Source organism: Pseudoflavonifractor sp. An85, from assembly GCF_002161235.1.
Lineage (GTDB): Bacteria > Bacillota > Clostridia > Oscillospirales > Oscillospiraceae > Enterenecus.
Genome location: NZ_NFHE01000004.1, coordinates 1 through 24,758, shown reverse-complemented (window position 1 = coordinate 24,758; position 24,758 = coordinate 1). Strand labels below are relative to the sequence as shown.

The following is a 24,758-nucleotide window of genomic DNA, read 5'->3' as shown; positions in this document are numbered from 1 at the left end:
CCTAAGTTACACGTTGCGTGGGGTGCGGCGACGCCCCACAGTCTTGGTTGCTTTTCCACCCTTGGATGCTCCCTGGGCCAGACGCTGGGCCAAAGGCTCCAGCTCCGGCTGGGTTTGGGCCAGACGGGACGCCACCGCAGCGGCCAGTCCCCCGTCGGTGAGGGCCAGCACCGCACAGCTGTTGCGTCCCAGCGCGTAGCCCAGCTCCTGCTTGGTGCAGGGCAAGCCCACCATCTCCACCCCGCCCCACTGGGCCATACGGCCGGCGCGGGAGACGGAGTTTTCCGCTGCATCCTGAGCATAGAGTACCAGGCGGGCACAGCGGGTGTTGCATGCCTCCTCCACCGGAGCCTCCCCGATGGCCAGGTTGCTTCCTCGCAGGGCCAGCCCCAGCAGGCCTAGCAGCTTGTCATTCACTGCGCCTCACCCGCCTTCATCTGCTCTTCCAGGGCCTCGTAGACCTCTGGGGCGATGGGGGCGGAAAAGGCTCGCTCCAGGCTTCTGGCCTTCTTGGCACGGGCCAGACACTGAGGATTGGGGCATACATAGGCACCCCGTCCCGGTTTCTTTCCCTTAAAATCCAGGGAAATCTCTCCCGCCGGGGAGCGTACCACCCGGATCAGCTCCCCCTTGGGCTTCATCTCGCGACAGCCCAGACACTGGCGCATGGGTATTTTCTTGGGCATTCTCCTTCACCCCCATATTGGTTGCTTGATTGGTGTGGGCAGGGGCTTACTCCTCCTCGCCCACCATCTGCTCCTGGGTCTCGGCCTCGTCGGGCTCCAGCACAGCAGCCTCTTCCTCCACCAGCTCCTCAGCGGGCTCGGGATCGCTGGCGGGACGGATGTCAATCTTCAGGCCGGTCAAACGGGCAGCCAGACGGGCGTTCTGGCCCTCCTTGCCGATGGCCAGGGACAGCTGGTCGTCGGGCACCACCACACGGCAGCGCTTGCCGGGCTCCAGCTCCACCACGCTGAGCACCTCAGCGGGGGCCAGGGCAGCGGCCACGTACTCGGCGGAATCCTCGGAATACTTGATGATGTCCACCTTCTCGCCCCGCAGCTCTTCCACCACAGCGTTGACACGCTGGCCCTTGGGACCTACGCAGGCGCCGATGGCGTCCACGTTCTCGTCCTCGCTCCACACGGCCAGCTTGGTGCGGCTGCCCGCCTCACGGGAGATGGACATGACCTGCACGGTGCCGTCGTAGATTTCGGGCACTTCCAGCTCAAACAGGCGCTTGACCAGGCCGGGGTGGGTGCGGGAGATGACCACCTGGGGACCACGGTTGGCCTGGCGCACCTCCACCACGTACACGCGGATGCGGTCGCCCTCCTTCACCACCTCGCCGGGCACCTGCTCGTCGGCGGAGAGGAAGGAGTCGGTGAACTCAGACCCGGAGGTCAGGCGCACGGACACAGAGCCGTTGCGGGCGTCCACACGGGTGACCACGCCGGAGATGATCTCATGCTCCTTGGCGGAGAAGGCATCGAAGATCATGCTCCGCTCTGCCTCACGCATGCCCTGCACGATGACCTGACGGGCGGTCTGGGCGGCGATACGGCCGAAGTTCTTGGGCTTAATCTCAATGCGCAGCACATCGCCCAGCTGCACCCGGGGCAGAGCCCGACGGGCGTCGGCCAGAGCCACTTCGGTGTTGGGATTGTCCACTTCCTCCACCACTTCTTTTTTCACGAACATGCGCACCGAGCACTTTTCCTCGTCGGCGTCCACAATCACATTGTCGGTGATGCCAGCGTGATCCCGCTTGTAAGCGGCCACCAGGGCCTGGGTGATCTTCTCGATCATGTAGCTCTTGGGGATTCCCTTTTCCTTCTCAATGTCGGAGATGGCGGCAAAGAATTCCTTAGCGTCCAGCTCCATGCTCTTTGCGGCAGTCTTTTTCTTGGCCATATCAATGAACTCCTTTAAAATGTGACGTGAAGACGCACCTGCGCCACGTCCTTTTTCTCAAACGTCTTGTCATCCACGGTGACGTTGCCGTCCCCGTCGCAGCCCACCAGGGTACCGGTGTACTCCTTGCGCCCGTCCATGGGGCGATAGAAGCGCACGTCCACCTGCTGTCCGGCGCAAGCGGCAAAGTGCTCGGGCTTTTTCAAGGGGCGATCCAGCCCCGCAGAGGATACCTCAAAGGTGTAGCCCCCCTGGATGGGGTCCGCCTCATCCAGCAGGTCGGACACCGGGCGGGAGACTGCCTCGCAATCCTCAATGCCCACACCGCCCTCTTTGTCGATGTACAGGCGCAAGAACCACTCACCGGCCTCCTTGACGTACTCCACATCCCACAGGGTGCAGCCTGCCTGCTCCACCACCGGGAGGGCCAGCTTTTCCACCACTTCGGTAACTTTGGCCATTTTTCACAGCTCCTTTCCTCGGTCCGAAAAGAAAGAGTGAGGCGGATGCCTCACTCTTACCTAAACTACCCTACTTACGATAGCAGTATACCATACCAGTCCAGGGATTGCAAGCCCCGGTGTGTATTTTTTCCTCTCCACCCTGTCCACTCTGCAGAGTGGACGCTCCGCTAGGCCCGATTTCTCCACGATGAGAAATCGGGGAAAGAATCGCCTAGGGCGTTCCCCCCTAGGTACCCCCTGAGGTCTCCTTGCATGGCGCTGGAGCATCCCCCACCGACGCTGAGGTAAGGAGGATTGTCTGTCCTCCTTGCGCCGCTGCCGCTCATGCTTCCTGTGTAGAACCGTAGTGCTTCTTTGGCAACAGCGTCTGGATTGGGTGTAGGCTGGCAGTCACTACCGATGGCAGGCCCTGCGCTTCTGGGGCAAATACTCTCCACACTGGGACAGCGAGCGGCAGCGGATGTAGCGGCATAAGAGTATCAGCTTACCCCTGGGCCGGTTTGGGTTCTTCCAGCAGCCTAGGGCTACTGACCCGAGCGGGGTCCTTAGGGGCAAGGCCCCTAAGTGGCTTTTCGTCCATTTTGGCCACTCAAAATGGACCCCAGCGGAGCGTGAACCCAGGCTGGCAAGCCTATGCCTTGAAACATGAGAAGGACAGATTCTCCCCGACATCCACTTTCAAAAAACAACTCCCTGGAGTTCACACCCCAGGGAGTTGTTTTGAACGTTAAGTCAAAGAGCCGTTCTTGGCCTTCAAGCTGGCCGAAGAGTTGTGGCGAATGGGCTTCCACTCCACCCGGCGCACCAGAGCAGCCAGGGAAATGGGGATGTAGGTGAGCATAAACAGGGGGAAGGTAAACAGATACAGGATCTTGGCGCTGCGGCGGGCATGAATCTGCTTCCACTCCACCAGCAAGGTCATGCCGCCATAGAGCAGCATGCAGATGTAGAAGTTGAAGAGGTTATCCAACAAAAACAGGAAGGAATCCTGTACCAGCTCCCCAGCCAGAGGCAGGGGCTCGGTGAAGGCGGAAAGAACAATGATGGCATTGAAGCCCAGCACGGCGGTGGTCAGCAGCATACCGGGAGCCACGGTCATCATCATGTCGTAGCAGGTAAAGCGGCCCTTCTTCTGGGTAAAGCAGCCGCGCAGCAGTGCGCCCAGATAGCGGGCGGCCACCTGATAGAAGCCCTTGGACCAGCGCATACGCTGATTCCAGGACTGCTGGAAGGTGGTGGGCTGCTCATCGTACACCACGGCCTTGTCGCAGTAGCCAATGCGGCGGCCCTGGACGGCGCAGTCAATGGAGAACTGGATGTCCTCAGTGAGCAGGTGATAGGGCCAGCCGTCATTATCCCGCACCACCTGGGCAGAGACCAGGAAGCCGGTGCCGGAGATGGCGCAGCCGGTGCCCATTTGCATACGGGAGAAGTTCAAGAAGCGAGCCTCCCGGAGGAACCACAGGGAGTATCCTGCAGAAATCCAGTTGGAATCGTAGTTCTTGGAGTTGCGGTAACAAGTGATGGCGGCATAGTCGCCGGAGTCAAAGACGTTGTTCATCTCCCGCACAAAGGCAGGGTCCACGATGTTGTCCGCGTCAAAGACAAAGTAGCCGTCGTAGCACTCGTCCTTCCCCTGCTCCTTGAGCCGGTGGAAGAACCAGTCCATGGCATAGCCCTTGCCCACGCGCACCCGGTCAAAGCGCTCATACACAATGGCGCCGGCATCCCGAGCAGCCTGCGCGGTGGCATCGGTGCAGTTATCAGCAATCACATAGATATCCAGGAGCTCCCGGGGATAGTCCTGATGTTTTAGGCTCTCAATCAGTTCCCCTATGACCTCCTCTTCATTGCGGGCGGAGATGAGCACCGCATATCGGTGGAGGGTCTGAGCCTGCTGGGACAGGGGCCGCTTGCGGCGCAACAGCCCCACAACGACGTAAAACGCCTGGTATACATACAAGACCGCCAACATCAGAGTGAGTACGCCGCAGAATCTCTGTAGCATCATCAACATATTTGACACCTCATATCCTTACTTCGTTCTTTTTCATTCATTCTTTTATCTCCAACCCATCGGGCTCCACACCGATTGGTTGTACTACTTTATTCCCTTTCCGCGCAACTTGCAAGGGGTTCTTCCATTTCTTAATAGATTCTTTAGAAGTTCTCCACAGTCTATTAAAACTCTACGAAAGAATATCCCATATATTGTGCACTCTGCCATGTTCTCCCCGCAAAAATCCGCCCCCCTCCTGCAAGCTCGGGGGGCGGATGGGAGATTACATTTTTTCCGGTGCGGTGACGCCCAACAGGCCCAAGCCGTTGGCCAGCACCAGGCGCACAGAGTGGGCCAGCTTCAACCGGGCCAGCTGCACCTGGGGCTGCTCGCCCTTGATGCGGCAGGCGTTGTAGAAGCGGTGGAAATCTCCGGCCAGAGCGGTGAGATAGCGGTTGATGCGGCTGGGATCGTAGTGCTGAGCCGCCAGAGCAATCTCGTTGGGGAACTGGGCCAGATTCTTAATGAGGTCCCGCTCCTCTTCGCTGGCAAACACGGTGGGGTCCACCTGGTCACAGGCGGGCACCTGGACCCCCTCGGCGGCCAGATTGGCAATGAGGGAGCAGATGCGGGCGTGGGCGTACTGGACGTAGTAGACGGGGTTGTCGGAGTCCTGACGCACAGCCAGATCCAGATCGAAGTCCAGGGGGCTGGTGGAAGCCCGGTTGTTGAAGTAGTAGCGGGCAGCATCCACGCTGATCTCGTCCAGCAGATCGTGGAGGGCGATGGCCTTGCCGGTGCGCTTAGACATACGCACGGGCTTGCCGTCCTGGAGCAGGTTCACCAGCTGCATGAGCACGATGACCAGACGGTTGGAGCCGTCCAGGTCCAGGCCGTCCAGAGCAGCCTGGAGACGGGCCACGTGGCCGTGGTGGTCAGCGCCCCAGACGTTGATGACCTTATCAAAGCCGCGCTTTTCAAACTTGTTGCGGTGATAGGCAATGTCAGCGGCAAAGTAGGTGTAGAAGCCGTTGGCACGACGCAGCACGTCGTCCTTCAAATCCAGCTTGTCCACCTGCTCCTGGGTCTTGCCCTCCCGCATGTACTTGGCCTTCAAAAGGGCGGTGGTGTCCAGCCACAAAGCGCCGTCCTTCTCGTAGGTCCAGCCCTTCTGGGCCAGCATGTCCACGGTCTCGGCCACGTAACCGGAATTGTGCAGCTCGGACTCCAGGAACCACTGGTCGTACTCAATGCCGTACTTCTTCAGGTCCGCCTCCATCTTGGGGATGTTGCGCTCCAGACCGAAGGCGCTCATGTCCTCCAGCCACTTCTCCTCGGGAGCGTCCTTGTAGCTGTCCCCGTGCACTTCATAGAAGGCCTGGGCCAACTCCTTGATGTCCTCGCCCTGGTAGCCGTTCTCGGGGAACTCGAAGCCGTCCTCACCCAGCAGAATCTGCATGTAGCGGGCGTGGATGGACTGGGCAAACTTGTGCACCTGGTTGCCAGCGTCGTTGACGTAGAACTCCTTCCAGGTGTTGTAGCCCACCCGAGAGAGCACGTTGGCCAGGGTGTCGCCCAGCACGCCGCCACGGGCATTGCCCATGTGCATGGGGCCGGTGGGGTTGGCGGAGACGAACTCCACCATCACCTTCTGACCGTGGCCCACGTCGCTGGAGCCGTATCCGGCGGGGTCAGCCTCCACCGCAGCCAGTACCTGCTGGTACCAGTTGGGGGAGTAGAAAAAGTTCAAAAAGCCGGGGCCGGCAATTTCGGCCCGCTGGAACAGAGTGCCCTCCAGGTCCATGTTGTCCAGAATGATCTGGGCAATGGCGCGGGGGGCCATCTTCAACGCCTTGGCGCCAGCCATGGCAAAGGAGGAGGCAAAGTCTCCGTTGCGGCTGTCCTTGGGCACCTCCACGGTGCCGCGGATGGTCTCACCCTGGGGCAGCAATCCCTGGGCGGCGGCCTTTTCATAGGCCCGCTGGGTCAATTCCGCCACCTGGTCCTTGGCGGTCTGAATCAAATTGGCCATCTTCATTCGCTCCTTTATCTTCCTGCCCTGCCCTCACTGGGTGATGGCCGGGTCCTTTTTTACATTCATACGGAACATATTCTGTCCTGCCACCAGATGGTCGATCTCAATGGCGTAGTCGATCTCCAGGTCTCCCCCGGCCTCGCCCAAAGTGGAGCGCATGCGCCGGGTGACGATCCCGATGGACAAAGAACCATAGGGGGTCTCGTACATGGACAGGTGCCGTTCCCCCTCTTCAAATACCATTTGGGAGTTGATGCTGCCCTCTCGCAGCAGGGTCACACGCCCGCCATCCACCTGCACCACGGTGGTGGTGCCCTCCAGTCCGGTGAGCTCACTTTCCTGGTAGGAGATGGTGTAGCGGCCCTCCCCCTCTCGGCGGAGCACTCCGGCGGTGACCAGTTCCATCTCGTCAGGGCCGCTTTCCGCATACAACTGCTTGCCCTTGATGGATATAATCACATTGTCTGTCATGGAATCCTCCCTGCCTTTAGTACACAGTAATGTCAATTTGCTCCACGTCTCCGGTGACGTCCTCCCCCAGGAACATGGAGGCCAGGGCGGCAAAGTCCCCGGTGCTGTCGCTGACAAAATAGCGGTGGCTTCCCTTGCGCTCTGCAGGGGCCAGCAGATTCTGGGCGGCCAGCTGGCCGTTGACCCAGCGGGCACATTCGCTTCCCACGTCCACCAGCTCCACCTGAGGGCCCATGTACGCCCCAATGACCTCCCGCAACAGGGGATAGTGGGTGCAGCCCAGCATGAGGGTGTCCACCCCCTGGGCTTTGACCTCCTCCAGGTACTCCCGCACCACCGTCTCCACCACGATGTCGCCGGGGCGGAACCGCCCATTCTCCACCAGAGGCACAAAGAGCGGACAGGCCCGGGCGGTGATTTGAGCGGAGGGGCGCAAGGCGCTGAGGGCCCGCTCGTAGGCACCGGACCGGATGGTGGCCTGGGTGCCAATGAGGCCCACCTTGCCGTTTTTCGTGCGCTGGGCCGCGGCGCGGGCCGCCGGCTCCACCACCCCGAACAGAGGCACGCCGTACTGCGCTCGCAAGGTGTCCAGCGCCGTGGTGGACACGGTGCCGCAGGCGATCACAATGGCCTTGGGCTGGAATGTGCTGAGAAAGGCCACATCCTGCTGGGCATATTTGATGATGGTATCCTTGGATCGGCTGCCATAAGGCACCCGTCCGGTGTCTCCGAAGTACACCAGATCCTCCTGGGGCATCAGACGAGCCAGCTCCCGCAGCGCGGTCAGCCCGCCCAGTCCTGAGTCAAATACCCCAATGGGCCGCATGTCCATGAGATGTCCCCTTCCCTGATTCCTTAAGTATGAAACCATAGTATTATATGTCATTCCTTCCCGAAAAACAAGTGGTGATTTCCCACAGAATCCCCGGTTTTTCTCTCCCAGCCCTGCACCTTCCTGCCACGGCGGCCAAACGGCGCACAAAAGCGGATGCGCCCCATTCCCAGGACGCATCCGCTTGGTCTTATTCTCTTTACACGTTCTCCCCCTGGGTCACCTGCATGGCGCCCATCTCCCACACCCGGGTCTGAGCCCCGGTGATGGCAATGCCCCGGGCCTCCGGCTGAGGATAGTAGCGGGTGGAGAGCACCTGCTGGCCGTCGTTGAGGAAAATTTCCAGGCTGGAGCTGTCTCCCAAAATGCGCAGGGTGTGCAGCTGGTCCAGGGCCACACGTCGCACCGTGCGTCCAGCCCCTCCCTGCAAGAAGGAGAGGGTCACCTGCCCCGGTTGCCACTCCAGCACCGCGGCGTCCCGGAACACCATCCGGCCACTGGGCTCTGTCATGGCCTCCAGGTCAAAGACCTGGGCCTCCTGGGCGGGAATGGCGGCGCCCCGCAGGGCGGTCACCTCCACCACAGGCACACGCACCAGCCGCTCCCCCTTCCGCCGCAGCTCACAGGGCACGGTGAGGCAGTGCTGCCAGCCGCTTTCCGTGGTGGGATTGGTGTAGTCGGCATCGGGCATGCCCATCCAGCCGATTACCACCCGGCGTTCCTCATCCTGGAAGGTCTGGGGGGCGTAGAAGTCAAAGCCCACGTCCAGCTCCACAAACTCACCCAGAGAATACTCCCCCCGGAAGTCCCCGTGGAGGGGGAAATAGCCACAGGAGTACACGTTTTGGAACTTGGTCTCCTCATGGGGCACGCCCTGGGGAGAGCACACCAAAAACCACTGCCCATCCAGGCAGAACAGGTCGGGGCACTCCCACATGTAGCCAAAGTGCTGGGGCGTTTTCAGAGCCTGGAGGAAGGTCCAGTGGTACTTGTCCGTGGACTCAAACACCAGAAGCTGGCCGTTATCGTCCAGGGTGCGGGCACCCTGCACCATATAATACTTCCCGTCCTGGGCCCACACCTTGGGGTCTCGGACGTGACAGGTCAAATTGCTGGGATAGCCCTTGTTCTCCATCAGCAAGGTGTTGGACTGCACCGTCACCCCGTCTTTGGAGACGGCCAGAGCGGTGTTGTGGCCCCGCCCGGCCTTGATGTAGTCGTAATCTCCGGCGTGCTTGACGTTGCCGGTGTAGTAGAGATACATCACCCCATCCTCCACCAGGGCGGAGCCGGAGTACACCCCATGGATGTCCCAGGGCTGGTCCGGGTAGAGCATGACGGGCAGGGCCTCCCAGTGGATCAGATCCCGACTGCGATAGTGGCCCCAGTGCTTCACGCCACCGGTGACATCAAAAGGTCCGTACTGATAAAACACATGGTACCAATCCCCACACCGGCACAGACCGTTGGGGTCATTGAGCCAACCCACCGGAGGCATCAGATGGAACTTCTGTCGAAAGGGATCTGCGGCCGCCCGGGGACCGTCTTCCCGCTCCACCCGTGTCACCAGCCGCTCCAGATCTCGTTGCAATGCATTACTCATGGTATTGTAGTCCTCCTCGTTTTCTCGTATCTTGGTTGTGTTGGAAAACCCAGGCGCCCCCGGGGGGCTCCCCAGAGGCGCCTGGATGAGGGAGGGCTTAGACTGCATCCTCGCCCTGGCCCGCCGCCAGCTGGGCGGAGGCGGGAGCCTGTTCCACAACCTGGTCAGGTTGGGCGGCAGGCTCCTCTTCCCGGACTCCGAAAATCCAAGACAGGACGAAGGCCACACCAGTGGCAATGCCGATGGTAATGAGATATTGAACGGGGCGGTGCAGATGGAGCAGCACGCCGAAGATGCCGGTGACGCCGGTGCCGGTGGCACCCAGCCCCACAATGGAGGCATACAGCGCGCCGCAAGCACCGCCAATGGAGCCGGCAATAAAGGGCCGGACAAAGCGCAGGTTGACGCCGAAAATAGCAGGCTCGGTAATGCCCATAAAGGCGGACAGGGAGGCGGGCAGAGCCATGGACTTGAGCTTCTTGTTGCGGGTCTTCAGGGCCACCGCCAGAGCAGCACCGCCCTGGGCCACGTTGGCAGCCGAGGCCAGAGGCAGCCAGAAGGTCAGACCGTAGGCGCCCAGCTGGCCCAGGTCAATGATGGTGTACATGTGGTGGATACCGGAGACCACGGTGGTGGCGTACAAGCCGCCCATGACAAAGGAACCGATGCCAAAGGGAATGGCAATGAGCCACTGCACGCCGTTGATGACGAAGTTCTCTACGGTGGTAAACACAGGGCCGATGGCAGCCAGGGTCAGATATCCGGTGACAAACACAGACACCAGAGGGGTCACAAAGAGGTCGAACATGGGAGGTACGACCTTGTGCAGCTTCTTTTCAATGGTGCACATCAGCCACACGGAGATAATCACGGGGATCACGTGGCCCTGATAGCCCACCAGGGGCACCTTGTACAGGCCAAAGAACACTTCCTGATAGGTCTGCACGCCTTCGGTGGCCACTGTCCAGGCGTTTTGCAGGTTGGGGTGGAGCATAATCATGCCGATGACCGCACCCAGGAAGGGGTTTCCGCCAAAGACCTTGGCTGCGGAGAATGCAATGAGAATGGGCAGGAAGGTGTATGCCACGTTGGAAAACAGGTCGGCAAACACAAACAGAGAGCTGCTGGTGTTCAGATCCAGGAACCCGTTGTTGGTCATGAACTTCAGCGACTCCATGATGCCCATCAGGAAGCCGGAGGCCACAATGGCGGGAATGATGGGTACAAAGATGTCACCCAGGGTCTTAATGGCCCGCTGGAACCAGTTTCCCTTCTTGGCCCCCTGCTCCTTTGCCTCGTCCTTGCTCACCGCAGCGGTGCCGGACAGGGCAATGAATTCTGCATACACCTTGTTCACCGTTCCGGTGCCCAAAATGATCTGGAGCTGGCCCTGTGCCTGGAACACACCTTTGACGCCGTCCACATCCTCCAGGGTCTTCTTGTCCACTTTCTGATCGTCTGCAATCACCAAGCGCAGACGGGTGGCGCAGTGGGCCGCACTGGCCACATTCTCCGCGCCGCCAATGGCATTTAAAATGCCCATGGCTGTTTTCCTGTAATCCATGAAATTCCCTCTCCTTTTTCATGTTTCCAATGAAACCGATATGGAATCGTTTTCATCTTGTTGGGTTTATTTTATCATGGATATACCGGGAAATCTATTGGTCTACAGGCAAAACATCCTTTTCATATCTTGTTTGTTTCACAGGGTTTCACACAAACCATTGGTGGAAGCCCGTTCGATGATTTCGTATCCCAGGCATACGCTGCGCACGCCGCCGCCAGGGCTGCGCAGCAACCGCATGAGCAGCTGGGCCGCCTCCTGGCCGCTGGTCTGGTAGTGCAGGTGGGCAGTGGTAAGGGGGGTAGCGCACACCTGTCCCATGGTGGTATCCCCCACGCCGGCAATGAGAACATCTTTCCCCACCTGAACGCCCAGCTCCCGACAGGCCTTCATGGCTCCAATGGCCAAACTGTCGGTGGCACAGAAGATGCCATCGGGGTGGCGGGTTTGCAGCAGCTTTTTGGCCATCTCATAGCCGTCCTCCATACGGAAGCCTGTGACGCCCATGTCCTCCGTGCGCACCATCAGCCCCGCCTGACGCATGGCCTGCACGTATCCCTCTCGACGGGACAGACCGGCAGCCTGGTCTTGGGCGGTGACACCAATATAGGCCGGGTGAGTGCCCCGCTGGATGAGCAGCTGGGTCAAGTCCCGGGCGGCCCCTAAGTCGTCGTGGTACACACAGCTGTACCCTTCATACTGCTGGGCCACGATCACCACCGGCATGTGCATGCTTTTCAGCACCGCCCGGTGCTCAGGGGTGAAGATACTGGCCATAAAAATAACCCCATCCACCCCGCTCTGGCGCAGGGTGTCCAGATACTCCACCTCACGCTCGGGCCGGTTGGCGGTGTTGGCCAGCAACATCCGATAGCCTTTGTCTCCCAGCACCAGACTGATGCCGTCCACCACCCGGGCGGTACTCTCGCCGCTGAGCCGGGGCAATACCACACCGATCTGATGGGTGCGGCGAGTGCGCAATCCCCGGGCGGTCTCGCTGGGCGAATACCCGGTGCGGCGCACTGCCTCCTCGATGATGGCCCGCTTTTCCGGGCTGAGATATCCATTGTTAAAGTAGCGGCTCACCGCAGTCTTAGACACACCAGCCAACGCCGCAAACTCTGTGATATTCATACCAGTTCCCCTTTCTGTTTTCGCCAGGTCACATGGATCCGCTTTCACTTTTCTATATTAAACAAATTTTTATAATTTTGTCAACTAATCCGGCATATTTCACGAGCCAGACCGGATTTTATCCATTTTCGAGCCATTTCCCCCTTGCATGCCGTGGGAATCCGTGATATACTATTACCCTGCTCAGAACGGAGGTGTCCCAGGTGGCAAAGCAATCGGTGAAGCAGCTGGCCTCAAACCGTAAGGCCTTTCACGACTACTTTATTGAAGAGAAATACGAAGCCGGCATCGAACTGTGCGGAACGGAGGTCAAATCCATCCGCAAGGGAAATGTAAACCTGAAGGACTCCTTCTGCATCGTCAAGGACGGAGAAATGTTCCTCCACGGCATGCATGTCTCCCCCTACGAGCAGGGTAACATCTTCAATAAGGACCCCCGGCGCACCCGCAAGCTGCTGTTGCACAAGCGGGAGATTCTCAAGCTCCAGGCCAAGGTCCAGCAGGACGGCTATTCTCTGGTCCCCCTCTCTCTCTACCTCTCCGGTCCCCGGGTAAAGGTGGAGCTGGCGGTGGCCCGGGGCAAAAAGCTGTACGACAAGCGCGAGGCGGCCGCCAAGCGGGACGCCAAGCGGGAGATGGACCGACTCTCCCGCGGTAGATATTGAGGATCTGTCATTATAAGCAATCAAACATCGCCTGACCGGATCTTTTCCCGCCAGACTGCGTTGCTTTCCCTTGCCATACACAAAGTATGGCTTCAGAAAAGCGCCTTGTCTGACAGGAAAATCTCTCGTCCATTCGATATTCTCTGCCTATAAGGCCAGACCCTAGGGCAGCAACTCAACAGATGCACAAAATATAAAAAATACGCAATATGCGGAAAGGGGAAATTCCCATGGCTCAAAATCCCATCGTCACCTTCGAAATGGAAAACGGCGGCATCATGAAGGCCGAGCTGTATCCCGAGGTGGCTCCCAACACCGTCAACAACTTCATTTCCCTGGTGAAGAAGGGCTTCTACAACGGTCTGATCTTCCACCGTGTCATCCCCGGCTTCATGATCCAGGGCGGCGACCCCCAGGGCATCGGCATGGGTGGCCCCGGCTACTCCATCAAGGGCGAGTTCGCTCAGAACCGCTTCAAGAACGACCTGGCCCACGACCGTGGCGTGCTGTCCATGGCCCGCTCCATGCGGCCTGACTCTGCCGGTAGCCAGTTCTTCATCATGGTGGAGAAGGCTCCCCACCTGGATGGCGCTTACGCCGCCTTCGGTAAGGTCATCGAGGGCATGGAAGTGGCCGACGGCATCGTGTCCACCAAGCGGGACTACAACGACAAGCCTCTCCAGGATCAGCGCATGAAGACCGTCACTGTGGAGACCTTCGGCGTGGAGTATCCCGAGCCTGAGACCATCTAATTCAAACACCCACGCCTCCCGGCACAACCGGGAGGCTCTACGGGGGCGTACTGGTTTCGACGGGGACTAGGAAGCAGGATAAGCGGGTGGCGGCGCCCAGCCGCCTTAAAATGGGCAACTTATAAATTAAAGAACAACGATAACGTCGTTCTCGCCGCTGCTTAATGCGGCCGTCCCTGCCGGAAGGACCACGAGCCGGCCGGGGCGTCAAATTAGTGGTGCCCGTGCGTACGGAAAGAGTTGACCGTGCCACGCATCATGACTCTACCAACCTGTGCGGTGTGACGATTCACGGTACAGGAAGGGAATGTAAATAACCGTCTGCACCCGGAGAAAGTCCTGTGGAATGGTTTTCGGACAGGGGTTCAACTCCCCTCGCCTCCACCAATCCCTCAGCCGTTGCGTCGCAACAGGTTGAGGGATTTTTCTTACTCTCCCAACGGTTTTCCGGTTTTCTTTCGCGTCTTTTTCTTCCGTCCCACATCCTTTTTTATCACCCGTCATACGCAAAAATTACAAACGAAATTACAAACGCCAAACCACACATTTCCCCTCCATCTGTTGACCTCACCTTCCCCAAATGCTATCTTGTTATTGTCACCCCATTTTCTTCACTCGCATCTGTTTCACCTAAAGGGAACCCCGTTGCCACCCCCGCAACGGGGTTCCCTTGTTTACACAGAAGAAGGCCGAGGGCTTAATGCCCTCGGCCTTCTTCTTTATCCCTGAATCATACTCAGTATTCTTCTCCCTGCATCCACATCAAACGGGTTTTTCTCTGGCTTCCACCGCTTATCCTGGAGCTGCCACAACTCCGCCCGCTCCTCGTCGGTCAAGCCGCTGATGTTTCGCAGCCCTTCTTCCGCCTCCGCTTGGGTGATGCTTCCGTTGTCGTCCACGGCCTCAATGGCCTTTACTGCCCTCAGGAATGTGTCGGCATCAATGTTTACCCCAGCTTCGACTTGGGCCAGGAATGCATCTACCTCTCCTTCCTCTCGGAGGTCAAGGTATTCATCCAGATCCGTGCCGTATTCCAGCACCTTAAGCATTTTTGCGTACTGGCTGGGGTTTCCATTGACTGTTTTCATCTCAGTTCCCATCTCGGCCCCGATCGCGGCAATTTTTGCATCCTCGGTCATGTCCGATTCTGCAATGGCCCTGTACTTATCTCCAGATTGCAAATCCTTTGTTCCGGCCTTCAGCGTGGCCCATTCCTCAATGGTTCCACCTTCCTTCAGGAAAGTGTCAATGGCGGCTTCTGACTTCTCCACCTCGTGCTCTGGGTTTACGGCGGCATCAGCCTTTGCCTTTGCGTAATCATACAGGGTCTTCAGCGCGCTGGTTTTTTTCGCTCGGTCAAAATTCTGGAACTCCTGAGACTGCACCAACTCCTCTAAGCTCTTTCCTACTTCGCCCCAGGCCGCATCATACAGCTGCCGTTCTGCCGCCGTCATCTCTCGTTCTCCATCAGAAGTCTTTATCTTGTATGTCGGCTCTGCTGGAATGGCATCGGCCATACCAGCTTCGTACAGCTGGGCCAACTGTTCCACGGTTTCCATGCTCACCTCACCGGCGCGGCGCTCCAGGATGTACTGGGTTCTGGCCTCCAGTGCCTCACCTCTCAGGCCGCTCAGGTTGCTTTTCGTTCCGCTTCCCAGCATGTCCTCATATGCTGTGGCCAGTTCTGGGCGGATCCACTTCATAGCTCCCAAGAAATATGTCTCAAAATTGGACACCGGTAGGCCGAATACCTGCCCTGCCATCTTCGCTGCATCTCTGATCCAGCTCATGATTTTCTCGCTACTGTCCGAGAGATACTTGGGCAAATCTCCCCCCTTGGACAAAACATCTACTGCCCCCTCCATAGTTTCAGCAATCCCCCCAGCAGCTCCTGTAAAATACTCCGCCAGTTCATTGATCTGCTCCACGCCCATGACCTCCATGCCGTACCATTTGTCACCCGTCATTTTTGAGGCCACAAGCTCCGCCAGTTCTCCGGCCAGCGGTACCAGCCCGAACATACTGGTCACTACACCCAAAACAAGGTCCTGGGCCATGCTTTCCGCTTGCAGTTCTCCCTCCTCATCCTTGTACTTGTCGCCCTGGCGCTTCCACAGTTCCATGAGAAGGTTGATTCCCTCCGACCCGAGATAGCCAGCCAGCAGGCCGACAACCCCCTGCCCAAAGCGCAGCTTCAGACGATTGGCCATTTTCTTGTCTCCCTTACGGGCGTAATACTGCGCTTCACCCACCATTTGTCGGAGCGTATTGTACCCCTGGGCCGCATCCGTCTTAAAAAGGGTCAACGTTCTGGCCAAAACATTTCTGCTCTTTCTCAACCTGGAGGTGAACATTGTTGCCGTGGTACTCTGAGACCGGCTCACCGCCCTCTCGAACTCCTGCGCTACCGCCTGGTAGAACGGACTTTGGCCGCTGTCAATCATCTCCTGGGAGCCCACCAGCAGGTCAGGCTGTTCCTTGCGCACCTTGTTTTCTGCCCATGGCCACAAGACACTGGCGGCCCACCCGTCCGTGGCAGTGATTGCTCCTCCTCCAATGGTGAAGTTTAACACCTTGTTGGTTTGTAGTTTCCCAGGGTTCTCCTTCAGGATTTTCGTCTCTGGCATGGAGTAGCCCATGAGCCGATAGTCCAGGTCTTGGGTGTACTTACTGATGAGCGCACGGTCAATCTTTGCCACCTTAACCAGGCCCGGCATGTTGGATGCACCCAAATACGGCATTGCCAGAGGAATTGACCCCAGCTGTTTTAGGACAATGGATGGATTCAGGCCAAAGATGGATGAGATATATTTACTCACCAGTGCGTCTCCCCATTTCCCCACCTTGGAGCTGTCCGGTCGTCTGGAGGTTTGAAGATCTGTCAGCAACTCATTGATGTAATCCACTCCCTCCTGTCCCCATTGGTGGGTGATGCTGTCCTTCATGCTCCCGTCTTTCACCTGCCAGTTCATGAGTGTCTGCCAATTTCGAGCCGGGATAGCCATTCCCACATACCTGCTGATATCATCCACATGGCGCTCAAATGCTTCAAACGCCGACATGTTGTACGTCGCATTGGAGGCATATTCCTGTCTGCTCTTGCTTCTGCTGACCGTCTCCGCCTTTGTTTCATACACGCCGATCTCAGACTTGGAATAATTCTCGTTGGTGTAAATCGGGGCATAGTCCTTGCTTACAGCCTTATCATATCCGATTAGGATATTTGATACCCGGTTCATTTCCTCCCTGGCAAAGTTGTTATAGTACTTCTCCAGGATATTTGCCAGAGCCATCTCCTGCTCTGTCAGATCGGACACGATCTTTTTAACGCTCTCCGGCGCCAGCCTAATGGTTTTCCCTGCCGCAAACGCTTCCTTTCTTTTCCCCTTTGAATAAATTTCCTTATTGGCAAATGTCCGGCCACCCATCGCAATGTGGCGCAAATTTTCGGTGTTTTTACTTTCCAGATACAGATGCACCTTTTGAGCCGGCGTCATGTACACCTTTACTGTGTCGCCAAAAATAGGCTTGTCCCCCATATTCAGCTCCAGCAGCTGTGGTACCTCCAGCTCGTGCCATACGCCATTCTTTCCCTGTCCGTCCGCAGTTTTCACCCACGCCTCGTTTTCCTTCAGGAAGTTTTCCAGCATCTTGTTTGCCTTGACGTAGTAGCTTCGCACATCCCGCTCACCGCGTTCCAGCTGCATGGCCATTTCGTGCCAAGCCCCTTCTGGGGCCCACCCTGCCATTCTTTGCAGGACGTTGGATGGTGTCAGCAGTTCTGTGTTGAAGATAGTGTCTGCTACCTCGCCCACTGCTCCACGCTCCCCTGGAAGTTTTTTCGGAGCGCTGGTAATCTCATCGACTGCATCACGGTATACTTCGCTGAACAATTCTCCTTTCTGGGAGCCCAGCACATTATTTCGATTATAGAACTCGGTGCGCAGTCCGATCGCTGCTCTGTACAGGTCCCCCAGGGCATCAACATCCATATCCCCGATCTTGTCCTTGTCCAATCGGCTGACAATCCTTTCAAGCTCTGGGCTCGGCAAGAAGTTCGGGTCCTGCTTCTGGGCCGTTAGATACATCTGCCGCAAATCCTTCCAGGTGGCCTGGTGCTTTTTACTCCAATTCATTTCATTGGCAGCGTTTACAGCCAAAATGTCGATGTCTCCCAGCACCTCGTCAAATTGCTTCTTCAGCTCATTGGGCGCACGGTACCGATTCTTGCTCAGCCACTGCAACTGTTTCAATGTCTTTTGCTGGAGTTCGGACAATTCCCGCCGCTCTCGCTGTCTCTCTACGATCTTTCTTCTGGCCTCCCGCTCCTTGGCCCTTGCATCTTGGTTTCGGATTTCCTGGGCGCGTCTGGCCTCTGCACTGGCCTCCCGCTCCTGCTGGATTTTTCTCCCCGTTCGGTCTCGGAGGTACAGTTCCAGATTGGCCTTTTCTGCAAATGTGCGCAACGCCCAATCCATCTGCCGTTCGATTCCCTCCATGGCATCATCCAGCGATTGGAACTCCTGCCCCACCATGGATGCTGTATACTCGGCCAGGGTCATCTTCTCCGCTTTTCCTTCTTCGGCTACCTCCACAATCCGTTCCAGAATGGTTCTCTCGCTCAGCTCGCCCGGGTCAAACAAACCTGGAAAGCTCTGCGACAGCTCCACATTCCAGCTGTCCGGCGTGGCGTCGCTTGGGTTGTTGGTGAGGTATACCCCGGCTTCAAACGCGCGCTTGTAAAAGCTATTCCAGTCGTCCGAAAACTCTCCCTTGACCTTCTCATTTACATAGACACGTCCCCGCGCTACCGCCCTACGGCCTTCTTGGTAGAGGTCTTCTGCCTCGACGGTCACCACGCCCTCCTCATACAGCCGATTGAAGAGGGCATTTCGATCTTCATAGGTCAGCTCTCCATCTCGGATCATCTTATCCGCATAGCGTTCAATAATTTGGCTCGCCATCTGCTTTTTCCCGTCCGGAATGGAGAACAAGCTCATCATGGTCTTGTTCAAATCATTCTTGGCAATAATAGCCTTGCTCTGTGCCACAGCCTTGGTGTCCTTCAAGGCTTTCTTACTCTTCGATTTCTTCTTTTTGGGCGCTTGCGTCTCGGTGTTATCTGTTGCTGTTGTGGCCCTCTGTTCCGCCGCACTGGAGCTTTGTCCCGTGGTGTTGGTACCCTGTTCCACTGCTCGGCGGCGCTTCACGGCCTCCGGCACCGTCCCACCTGGTAGGTAGATGTTTCCGTCATCTCCCACTTCCGTTTCGGTCAGAATTTCTTCATCCTCCACCGAGAACTTCTCTTGCCGCTTCGTCTCCTGGCTTCTGGCTTCGTCCTTGGCCCGCTGCCGCTTCACCGCCTCTGGTACAGGCCCACCTGGAAGGTAGATGTTTCCGTCGTCGCCCACTTCCGTCTCGGTCAGGATTTCTTCGGTAAGTCTTCCTGAAAGATCAACCACTTCCCGAAACGGAACTCCATCCAACTTGACGGATTTATAGCCATATGTTATTCTACCTATAGAACCATTCTGCAGAAGATCTTTGGGTCCTATGTGTAAGCCCATTGATCGAAGAAGCGGGATGGTTCTTTTTTTGTCTGCATACAGAACGTCACTGTTGGTCAGCATATACATTGGGTTGTCCTTGGTGTATACGCTGTTGACTTTCTGCATGTCATTAATGACCAATTTCCCCTCTACTGGCTGCAAATCCAAAACCGCCAACATAGGCTTTCTGTTGCGTGCCAGAACGCTCCCATATAGTACCATTCTGGTGTTCGGCCTGTTCCCTCGTTCTCTTCCAGCACTTTTCAGAATAAACACTGGATCATCTATCAGTTGCGGAATACTTTTTATTTCTGGAAGCGTAATCTCACGGTGTTTTGAGAGAATTTTATTCACCTTGTCTGCTCTGAGGTAGATGTCATTCTCAATGGCTCCAAGCCCCTGCAATACATCCGATGTTGAACCGATGATGAACACTTCATCGTCTGGTCTTCCGCGTCGGTTCCAGTCTTCAATATCATCCTGGAACTCTTCGTTCACAGAGTACCGCTCCCGGCCATCCTCCTGACCTCGGATCTCCAGCATAGATACATCGTCTAAGCTCTCCTGCTCTAGGATAATGTCCATAGCCTGGTCAAATGCTTCCTCGCTGATGGAGCCGTTTGCATACGCTTCCCGGAGGCTTCTCCTGGTTTCTTCAATATCCCTGGACCGTTGCGTCTCCCGGGCCACCTCGTCCTCTGAGGTCGGCCCGGTTGTTCGTTCTGTGGCCCGGGCGTTCTCCCGGCTGGGTGCCGCGATCTCCCGCTCCTGTGCTACCTCTTGGACGGTCTCCTGGTACTGGCTGGCCTGCACCCCAAAGGCGTTGATCCCGGCGTACGCATCAGCATAAATCTCCTCCAGGATTTTATAGTATGCGTCCAAAATCTGCTCTTGTGTTCCATTGACCGGAATGTCGATGACGCCCTGCAGCTTCTGGATGTACGTTGCCACCACCGCGTTGTACTCGTCGGCGTCATACCGGGCCTTGATCCGCTCCTCGGCTGTACGCACCATCTCAGAGTCTCGGCTGGCCAGCTCGTGGAACGCCTCATGGTTTGCGATCTGCGACACGGACAGCCTGGAGTGATCCGCCTGGACGATGATCTGCCCCGGCATCTGCACCCCACGCACTTTTCCCACGCTGCCATCCGTGTGGGTCACTTCCATTCCGCCCATGACATAGGTCACGGTGGCCCCGGTCTTTTGCTGCACCTCCTGGGCCACCTGCGTCATCTCGGCGTCCCACATCTCCTGAGGCATCACCAGTACATTGGCGGTGTCTGTGCCTCGGGAAATGCCCAGCTGCGTGCTGCTTACTTCTTGTCCCCGAAGATTCGCTGCACGAGCAAGTCTCTCACTTGCTGCTCGGCTTTGTTCAGAGGTCTGGGCGGCTGCTCCTGGGCGGCTTTCCAGGATTCCAGCTTGCTGGCCGGTACCCTCACCGTAAACCCGTCCTTGTCCTCCACCAAAAGCACCTGCTCCTGCTGGGTCTGTTGCTGCTCCTGCTGTTGTGGCTGCATTTTCTGTTCGCTCATGGATTCCCGCTCCTTCATTCAGATTTTGGGTATTGCTGGGGTTATTATCCGCCTGCATGGCCCCCATCGTCAAGCCCTCCGGCTCGGACGCCTGTGCGGGCTGTACCCGCTGGAATTGTCCTTCCTGGCTCTGAGCCTCCTGCTGGGTGTCCTCCCACATAGCACCCAATCTCAGCCCCTCAATCTCTCGTTGGGGCTGTGTGGCCTCCTGCTGGGCCTGTGTGCTCCATCCTTGTCCCTGGGTGCCCTGGACGGTTGTTGGTTGTTCCTGGGCCTCCTGGGCCGTCTGTGCGGTATTCTGCTGGGTCCCTGTGGCTCTTCTGGCCTGCTCCTGTCCCTCGTACCAAGCCTTACACATGGTATACTGACGGGTGATGTCCTGCTGTGTGGCGCCCGCACCATCCTGGACAGTGGAATAGTAGTTCTTCAGGATCTCATATACCGTCTCGGTTCCTTCTAGGTTTTTCACGCCCCGGAAGTAGTCCACACCATCCGCTCCCAGGTAGCCGTCTATAGTGGCGTCAAATCCGCCGTTCTGGGAAACAGTTTTGCCAGCTTTCCCGGCTCGGACAGCCCCCGGCCCCTCCAGAATACCGGCGGTCAATGCACCCATGATAAAGCTGGTCACAACCTCCTGGGGGCTGACCTGGTATTTTTCATCCAGGATCAGAGTGGCAAAGGCGGGTTCCAGGACAGACTGCAAGCCTTCCTCCACGCCCTCACTGAGCATATTGGCTCCCAGGTGCAACGCCGCTTGTCCAAAGGCATTGTCGATCTTGGCCACCTGGGCAGCCACCTTGGAGGCCGGTGTAGCCCCTAGCTTGGATATACCACCCAAAACATACTGCAAGCCCGCCTCAGAAGCGCCCACCAGAGTGGCGTATGCTGCGGCTTCATCGTCTCCGTATCCCTGGCGCTTTTTCTCCGCGTATGCGTTTCCTCCGGCAGAGGCGCCCAGGGCGGCAGAGCCAACACCACTGGCCACGGTTCCAGCTGCCCCTGCGCTCATTCCTGCAGCTCCCAGGGCGGGGCCTGCTACCATAGACAGTAAGATGGACGGGGCCATGTTGGAAATGCTTGTCCCCATGTCGTATGCAAAGCCCAGGGCGGGGCTGATCTCCTCGGCATCTTCCCGCACCATTTGGCTCACGCGGCTGGTCACGCTTGGGGTATTTGCTTCACTCTGCCCCAGCTGAGCCATACCACTTGCAAACTGGTCCAAGCCGCTGGGGATCCAGTACAGTGCTTTCCCCGCCGTTGGCATGGATTCATAGGTGTTCTTGGCCACTTGTTGATTGACCGAATCAGATATGGTGTCCATGTACCTGGTGGCACCGTCCCAGTCTCCCCGGCCAACAAAAGCCATAAACGTATCCTTTTGCCGGTCTGTGAGTGCCTGCGCCATCTTCGCATTGGCAGAGATACCAGCAGCACCACCCATTTCATCAACTTGGATCGCTCTGGCCAGCTCTCGGGCCTTTTGGTTCTCCGCATTCAGGCTGCCCAGATCAATGTCTGAGGCATATCCCCTCTGGGCATCTTGGGGCATCCAGCTATTCTCTGCAATATCCCGTGTGTTTGCCGCCTCCAGCCACTTGACGTACTGGCTCATCTCTCGTTCTTGGTTCTTCAGCTCACTGGCCGTCTTGGCCGCCGTCTTCTGGGCCTGAGTCCTCATGTCCGGAATATCCACACTGTACCCGGTACTCTTTGCCCGAGCGTCCCAAAACGCCTTTTGCTGTTCCTGGGTTGTTGCCGCCTTTTTTTCTTCCTCTTTTCGCCTCTCCTCCAGCTCACGCAAAGTCTGCTCCAGCATCTTCACGCGGCTGTTTCGCTCCGCTGTGACCCCCATCCAGTCCACTTTGACCGGGCCAGCTGTATTCTGCTGTGTGGTTTTCTTATAGCTTCCCAGCTTGTTTGCTGCACTCTGTACAGTCCCGGAGGTCAGTGCTTCTCCACCCAGCTTAGCAAAGTCTGCCGGGTCCAGCTGCATGCCTGCCAGTCCCCGGGCACTTACTCCAGCACTGGCCGGAATTGGCGCAGACCCTCCCAGGCTTAGGCCAGACGGGAGTGTTAATCCCGTCTGGCTCGATACGCTTGTTTGCTTAACCTGTGCATTCTGCTCCTGTTTTCTTCTTTCCTCCTCGTCCTTCCTTTTTTGTGCAATCTTAGCCTGAGCAAATAGGCGCTCCTTTGCTGTCGTATTACCGTTTCCGATGAATGGCATGTGCATTCCTCCTTATCTGGTCAACTGAGTGAATCCACTATAATTGTTGTTTTTCAGCGGCGTCACTTTCAGGTTTCCCTTTGAATCCACCCCATCTACCCGTACAAGGCCTTTCTTTTGCAGAATCTCCACGTCGTCATAGCTAATTTCGCCATACTTAGGCACATATACAATCCCGTGGTTATTTTTGCTCGAACTACTGGAGCTGCTGGAACTCTTGGAGCTCGACGACCCGCCGGAACTATACGAGCGGTACGACGCCGCAGCCTTCGCCGCCTGCTGGCGGTAATAGTTGACCATGGAGTTGATATACTCCTGGGAGTATCCAGACTGCGACACCAGGGCAGAGGACGGCGTTCCGCCTGCCTGCAAGATAGCATCCACCTGGGCCTGTGCCATCTCCTGCTTCTGCTTTTGCAGGGCCTGCTGCTGCTCCTGCTCGTAGCGCTTCTGCTCCTGCTCGTCCAGATACTTCTGGTACTCGTCGTTGTTGACATCCTGGAGGTTGCCGAGGTAGCTTTGCAGCTTGTTGTAGTTGTCCAGATACTGCTGGTAGGCAAATTCCTTGTCCCCGTTGTACTGGCCCAGCTTGTCCAGGTACTCCTGATAATCCATTTGCTCCTGGCCGTTGACGGCGTCCAGATAGCTGAGCAGCTTGTTGTAATCGTCCAGGTACTGCTGGTAGGCGAACTCCTTATCCTGGTTGTACTGGCCCAACTGGTCCAGATACTCCTGGTAGTCCAGCTGCTGCTGGGAGTTGACCAGCCCCAGGTCGTTGGCCATCATCTCGTATTCGCTGAGGTATCGCTGGTAGGCCTGGTTGTACAGCTCGGGGATCTTATCACTGAGCTGGGCGGCGTAGTAGTTCCCCGCCTGGGACGCCGCCGTGGCGGCATAGCTGGAGGTCTGGCCTCCGGAGGCCGCCGCGGCCTGGGCCAGAGCGTTTGCGGTGGCCCGCTCTCCCTCCCGGAGGTACTGCTTCTGATACTCCCCAAACACCGGGTCGGTGTCCTTGCTCCAGGTGAAGTCCTCCCGATTGAGCACTTTGCCCAGCAACTCCTGCTGCAGCTGCTCGTAGGGGTTGGTGTAGGTGGGGGCCTCCTGGTCCCAGGAGAAATCGGGGTATTTCCCGATCTGGTCCAGAATGGAGTCCTGCTCCTCTTCGTACTTGTTGTCGTAAGTGGGAGCCTCCTGATCCCAAGAGAAGTCGGGGAAGCTGCCGATCTCCCCCAGAATCTTGTCGATCTCGTCCTGCTTGCTGCCGGTAAATCCGTTATAGCTGGTGGCCTTGTAGCTGGCCGCCAGCTGCGCCGCGGCCTCGTTGGCCAACGCCCTCTGGGCGCTGGTGGTGGCGTTGTTCTGGTCCTGCTTCAGACTGGCCGCTGAAATGCCATACTCCGGATACGCCTTGGCTAAGCTCAGCTCCTCGGGGGTGAAGCTGGACAAGGTGCCGTTGTCCGTGGCCTTTTTCAAAAAGTCGTTGTAAGTATACGCCATGGTGTTCCCTCCTTTAGGTTCGACCCGGGGTGGCGTTGTAGGCTGAGCCGCTGTAACGTTCCCGGGTGATGCTGTAAATCTTGCAGCCCCCCGTGCCGGTGAGTTTCAGCCGGTAATGGTCCCCCCGCCGAATCACCATGGGCAGCTGGAAGCTGCGCTTGGGGGTGGGCCCTATGGGCTGGCCTAAGGGCCGCCATGTGCCGTCGCTATCCACCTGCACCCAGGCCTGCACCTGGCCTCCCTCTTCCACCTCCAGGCGGATGTGGAGGCGGGCAATGCCCTTTTTGTCCGGGCTGCCGTCGGTGAAGTCGGCAAACTCCGCCACCCACGCCACCGGCCCCTCCTGCTGAGCCTCCTCCGGCGGGTCGGTCACGTCTCCCACCAGCCAGATTTCCCCCGCCTGGTTGAGCAGGTGCAGATTTCCGCCTGAGAAGGCAAAGTGGGTGGCCTGGGTGTTGTCCTCCCGGTACCACAGCTTCGTGCGAGTGTCGTACACCAGCAGGCTCCAGCCTCCCAC

General features: G+C 57.7%; 14 protein-coding genes, 1 other RNA gene and 2 pseudogenes. 3 read left to right on the top strand and 14 right to left on the bottom strand.

Translation table 11 applies throughout. The features are described from left to right. Window positions 1-6: 6 nt before the first annotated feature. The 11 genes and pseudogenes from B5G37_RS03150 to B5G37_RS03100 form a co-directional block, all read right to left on the bottom strand. On the bottom strand, window positions 7-417 hold the full coding sequence (locus tag B5G37_RS03150; protein ID WP_087253770.1) for a hypothetical protein: 411 nt from the start codon (window positions 415-417) through the stop codon (window positions 7-9). Next, window positions 414-686, bottom strand: a complete 273-nt coding sequence (locus tag B5G37_RS03145; RefSeq protein ID WP_087253767.1) for a YlxR family protein — start codon at window positions 684-686, stop codon at window positions 414-416. The genes B5G37_RS03150 and B5G37_RS03145 overlap by 4 nt, the downstream gene beginning before the upstream one ends. 46 nt (window positions 687-732) lie before the next feature. Then, on the bottom strand, window positions 733-1,914 hold the full coding sequence (nusA, locus tag B5G37_RS03140) for a transcription termination factor NusA (protein WP_087253764.1): 1,182 nt from the start codon (window positions 1,912-1,914) through the stop codon (window positions 733-735). 14 nt (window positions 1,915-1,928) lie between these two features. Further along, window positions 1,929-2,375: a ribosome maturation factor RimP gene (gene rimP, locus B5G37_RS03135; protein ID WP_087253761.1), complete on the bottom strand. Its 447-nt coding sequence runs from the start codon at window positions 2,373-2,375 to the stop codon at window positions 1,929-1,931. A 730-nt stretch (window positions 2,376-3,105) separates the two neighbouring features. Continuing rightward, on the bottom strand, window positions 3,106-4,395 hold the full coding sequence (locus B5G37_RS03130; RefSeq protein ID WP_087253756.1) for a glycosyltransferase family 2 protein: 1,290 nt from the start codon (window positions 4,393-4,395) through the stop codon (window positions 3,106-3,108). Window positions 4,396-4,660: 265 nt separating this feature from the next. Continuing rightward, entirely contained in the window at window positions 4,661-6,409 is a 1,749-nt protein-coding gene (argS, locus tag B5G37_RS03125) for an arginine--tRNA ligase (protein ID WP_087254109.1), read from the bottom strand. 33 nt (window positions 6,410-6,442) lie between these two features. Continuing rightward, window positions 6,443-6,883, bottom strand: a complete 441-nt coding sequence (locus B5G37_RS03120) for a DUF1934 domain-containing protein (RefSeq protein WP_087253754.1) — start codon at window positions 6,881-6,883, stop codon at window positions 6,443-6,445. Between the two features lie 16 nt (window positions 6,884-6,899). Continuing rightward, window positions 6,900-7,715: a glutamate racemase gene (gene murI, locus B5G37_RS03115; RefSeq protein ID WP_087253750.1), complete on the bottom strand. Its 816-nt coding sequence runs from the start codon at window positions 7,713-7,715 to the stop codon at window positions 6,900-6,902. A gap of 199 nt (window positions 7,716-7,914) precedes the next feature. After that, entirely contained in the window at window positions 7,915-9,318 is a 1,404-nt protein-coding gene (locus B5G37_RS03110; protein ID WP_087253747.1) for a glycoside hydrolase family 32 protein, read from the bottom strand. A 184-nt stretch (window positions 9,319-9,502) separates the two neighbouring features. Next, window positions 9,503-10,882: pseudogene (locus tag B5G37_RS03105) on the bottom strand (PTS transporter subunit EIIC); the annotation flags it as partial. A gap of 138 nt (window positions 10,883-11,020) precedes the next feature. Continuing rightward, the gene (locus B5G37_RS03100) at window positions 11,021-12,016 is read right to left on the bottom strand and encodes a LacI family DNA-binding transcriptional regulator (protein WP_087253744.1); all 996 of its coding nucleotides are present in this window, start codon (window positions 12,014-12,016) and stop codon (window positions 11,021-11,023) included. A 203-nt stretch (window positions 12,017-12,219) separates the two neighbouring features. On the opposite strand from B5G37_RS03100, the gene smpB reads away from it, so the two are divergent. The 3 genes from smpB (at window position 12,220) to ssrA (ending at window position 13,820) form a co-directional block, all read left to right on the top strand. Continuing rightward, a complete protein-coding gene (smpB, locus tag B5G37_RS03095) occupies window positions 12,220-12,681 on the top strand; it encodes an SsrA-binding protein SmpB (RefSeq protein WP_087253740.1) in 462 nt (153 codons plus the stop codon). Between the two features lie 230 nt (window positions 12,682-12,911). Then, on the top strand, window positions 12,912-13,433 hold the full coding sequence (locus B5G37_RS03090) for a peptidylprolyl isomerase (RefSeq protein ID WP_087253738.1): 522 nt from the start codon (window positions 12,912-12,914) through the stop codon (window positions 13,431-13,433). A 41-nt stretch (window positions 13,434-13,474) separates the two neighbouring features. Further along, window positions 13,475-13,820: a transfer-messenger RNA gene (ssrA, locus tag B5G37_RS03085) on the top strand. Window positions 13,821-14,152: 332 nt separating this feature from the next. On the opposite strand, the gene B5G37_RS03080 is transcribed toward ssrA, so the two are convergent. From B5G37_RS03080 to B5G37_RS15155, 3 genes and pseudogenes are all read right to left on the bottom strand, one after another. After that, complete coding sequence (locus tag B5G37_RS03080) at window positions 14,153-22,510, bottom strand: hypothetical protein (RefSeq protein ID WP_143482863.1); 8,358 nt, start codon at window positions 22,508-22,510, stop codon at window positions 14,153-14,155. 246 nt (window positions 22,511-22,756) lie between these two features. Further along, window positions 22,757-24,241, bottom strand: coding sequence for a hypothetical protein (locus B5G37_RS03075; RefSeq protein WP_087253732.1), 1,485 nt, complete (start codon window positions 24,239-24,241; stop codon window positions 22,757-22,759). Between the two features lie 13 nt (window positions 24,242-24,254). Next, window positions 24,255-24,758: pseudogene (locus B5G37_RS15155) on the bottom strand (hypothetical protein); the annotation flags it as partial.

Coding starts and splice junctions, on each gene's coding strand:
- murI (WP_087253750.1), bottom strand. CDS start 7,715: ATGGACATGCGGCCCATTGGGGTATTTGACTCAGGACTGGGCGGGCTG.
- B5G37_RS03075 (WP_087253732.1), bottom strand. CDS start 24,241: ATGGCGTATACTTACAACGACTTTTTGAAAAAGGCCACGGACAACGGC.
- rimP (WP_087253761.1), bottom strand. CDS start 2,375: ATGGCCAAAGTTACCGAAGTGGTGGAAAAGCTGGCCCTCCCGGTGGTG.
- B5G37_RS03145 (WP_087253767.1), bottom strand. CDS start 686: ATGCCCAAGAAAATACCCATGCGCCAGTGTCTGGGCTGTCGCGAGATG.
- B5G37_RS03110 (WP_087253747.1), bottom strand. CDS start 9,318: ATGAGTAATGCATTGCAACGAGATCTGGAGCGGCTGGTGACACGGGTG.
- B5G37_RS03080 (WP_143482863.1), bottom strand. CDS start 22,510: ATGCAGCTGGACCCGGCAGACTTTGCTAAGCTGGGTGGAGAAGCACTG.
- argS (WP_087254109.1), bottom strand. CDS start 6,409: ATGGCCAATTTGATTCAGACCGCCAAGGACCAGGTGGCGGAATTGACC.
- nusA (WP_087253764.1), bottom strand. CDS start 1,914: ATGGCCAAGAAAAAGACTGCCGCAAAGAGCATGGAGCTGGACGCTAAG.
- B5G37_RS03130 (WP_087253756.1), bottom strand. CDS start 4,395: ATGTTGATGATGCTACAGAGATTCTGCGGCGTACTCACTCTGATGTTG.
- B5G37_RS03100 (WP_087253744.1), bottom strand. CDS start 12,016: ATGAATATCACAGAGTTTGCGGCGTTGGCTGGTGTGTCTAAGACTGCG.
- B5G37_RS03120 (WP_087253754.1), bottom strand. CDS start 6,883: ATGACAGACAATGTGATTATATCCATCAAGGGCAAGCAGTTGTATGCG.
- B5G37_RS03090 (WP_087253738.1), top strand. CDS start 12,912: ATGGCTCAAAATCCCATCGTCACCTTCGAAATGGAAAACGGCGGCATC.